We start from the raw sequence: 2,132 nt of genomic DNA on the forward strand, positions 1-2,132 counted from the left end.
TTACAAACGGAACGAACAGCAGCATGAACAGAGCGAAGGCGGCCAGAGCGATTTTTCGCAAACCCGTCACAACATATCCCTCCGATCTACATAAGCTAGTTTCGATCATTTTTCCGGATAATATAAAATACGGATATATAATGTTACTACGGGATTGAAGGTTATGCGTTTCAAGGACTTTGCGTCCAGCTTGCTGCCAAACCCGAACTTATGCAAAAAAAGAAAAACACCCCTACAGAAGGGGTGTTCAACTTATGTTATTGCAGAAATTGCAGAACCGCCTGGTTCACGAGTTTACCGTCAGCGCGGCCTTTGACCTTCGGCATCAGCGCGCTCATCACCTTGCCCATATCATTTCTCGAAGAAGCACCGGTTTCCTGGATGGTCTGCTGTACAATCACCTTAATTTCTTCTTCGGAAAGCTGTTCGGGAAGATATTGTGCTATAATCTCGATTTCTGCCTTATTGCTTGCAGCAAGCTCGTCACGACCCGCTTTTTCAAATTCTTGGAGGGCATCTTTGCGCTGTTTGATCTCACGACTAAGGATATCAAGCACTTCGTTGTCGTCTAATGTTCTCTTCAATTCTATTTCAAGATTCTTTATCGTCGAACGAACCATGCGAATAGTGGAGAGTTTGAACTTGTCCTTACTCTTCATCGCCTGCTTCATATCTTCGTTCAATCGCTCGCTAAGATTCATGCTTGGGTAATCCTCCTAAAACTTTCTCTTACGAGCAGCCTCGGACTTTTTCTTGCGCTTAACGCTTGGCTTTTCATAATGCTTGCGTTTCTTCACCTCAGCCAAGACGCCATCTTTAGCGATGGAACGTTTAAAGCGACGAAGTGCAGCATCAATTGTCTCGTTTTTGCGAACTTTCGTTTCAGACACCAGTTTTCCCTCCCTCCGACCAGACCGTCCAAGAGCATAACACGGTTCATCAAATTTCATTATAGGTCAAACCGAAATAGAGTGTCAACCTCAATCCCATTCTTTTTTCGCAAATGAGTGTATATTTCCTGTTCGCTCTTAAGCGTGAGATGTAGAATTGCCGACCAGCGCGCCCAGCTTCGCTCCCCCGATAAGATGATAATGCAGATGCGGAACAGCCTGACCGCTGTCCGGTCCGCAGTTATTGATCAGACGATACCCGGTTTCCGCGATGCCCAGCTCTTTGGCAATTTGCTGCGCCACACTGTGCATTTCTCCGATCAACGGCAAGTCCTCGGGAGCCACCTCGTTCATCGACGGAATCGGTTTCTTGGGAATAATCAGCACATGCACCGGTGCGGCAGGCGCGATATCGTAAAATGCCAGTATACGTTCATTCTCAAACACCTTGTTGCAGGGAATGCTTCCCTCGATAATTTTGCTAAATATGGTTTCCATACAGCAGCTTCCTCCTAAAGGATATTTGAAGCACCCTTTCCCGCATGTAGTCTCGGGCGGTCTCTGACGATAATCCTACTCTCGGCCCATTGGCAAAACAACCGCAGCCAAGACCGTCGTCGCTATCCTTTTATCATACAGGAATTTGCCCTTTTTCGGAAGCAGCGCCTCAGGCACTAGAAGAAATATGGATTATGATATAGGAAAATTCCCGATGCTAAAGCTGTATCAGATACAGCGAAAACAAAGTTCCAGTGGAGTCAGAAAAAAGGCAAAAAAAAAGAAACACCCTTCACAGCTGATAAAGCTGATTCGGCGGCGGACGTATGAAAAGGAATGATTTCCCTGCCATACGTCCGCCGAGGTGTTTCAAATGATGTCGGCTTAGCTGTATTATAACAGGGGGGTGATACTGTCTCTGTGACAGTTATCACAAACCCCATCCATTTTAATTTCTTTCCAAAATAATGCTTGAACCCGCTCCGCCCGGTGAAGCAGGGACCACAACCAGTTTCCGGGCAAGCCTTGCCCGGAGCTCCGGGACGTGGCTGATAATACCAACCGACAGCTGGTCGTTATGCAGCCGTTCAAGCGATGTAATCACGGTATCGAGCAGTTCGGGGTCCAGCGTACCGAAGCCTTCGTCCAGAAAGAAAAATTGCAGCGGATACTGCCCGCGAAGCTGAATCTGCGCAGACAGCGCCAGCGCAAGCGACAGCGAGGTCAGGAACGTCTCTCCCCCCG

The 2,132-nt window shown here is 47.7% G+C and carries 4 protein-coding genes; all 4 read right to left on the reverse strand.

Annotated elements, in window-relative coordinates:
* Window positions 1–257: 257 nt before the first annotated feature.
* Complete coding sequence (locus L691_RS0108120) at window positions 258–701, reverse strand: GatB/YqeY domain-containing protein (protein ID WP_025689900.1); 444 nt, start codon at window positions 699–701, stop codon at window positions 258–260.
* Window positions 702–716: 15 nt separating this feature from the next.
* Complete coding sequence (gene rpsU / locus L691_RS0108125) at window positions 717–890, reverse strand: 30S ribosomal protein S21 (protein WP_005547957.1); 174 nt, start codon at window positions 888–890, stop codon at window positions 717–719.
* Between the two features lie 138 nt (window positions 891–1,028).
* On the reverse strand, window positions 1,029–1,388 hold the full coding sequence (locus tag L691_RS0108130; protein ID WP_025689901.1) for a histidine triad nucleotide-binding protein: 360 nt from the start codon (window positions 1,386–1,388) through the stop codon (window positions 1,029–1,031).
* Window positions 1,389–1,836: 448 nt separating this feature from the next.
* The coding region (locus L691_RS28275) for an SbcC/MukB-like Walker B domain-containing protein (RefSeq protein WP_036736088.1) at window positions 1,837–2,132 on the reverse strand (296 nt) is incomplete at its 5' end.

It is taken from the genome of Paenibacillus zanthoxyli JH29, from assembly GCF_000520715.1.
GTDB classification, from domain to species: Bacteria; Bacillota; Bacilli; order Paenibacillales; family Paenibacillaceae; genus Paenibacillus_AQ; species Paenibacillus_AQ zanthoxyli.

Coding starts and splice junctions, on each gene's coding strand:
- L691_RS0108130 (WP_025689901.1), bottom strand. CDS start 1,388: ATGGAAACCATATTTAGCAAAATTATCGAGGGAAGCATTCCCTGCAAC.
- L691_RS0108120 (WP_025689900.1), bottom strand. CDS start 701: ATGAATCTTAGCGAGCGATTGAACGAAGATATGAAGCAGGCGATGAAG.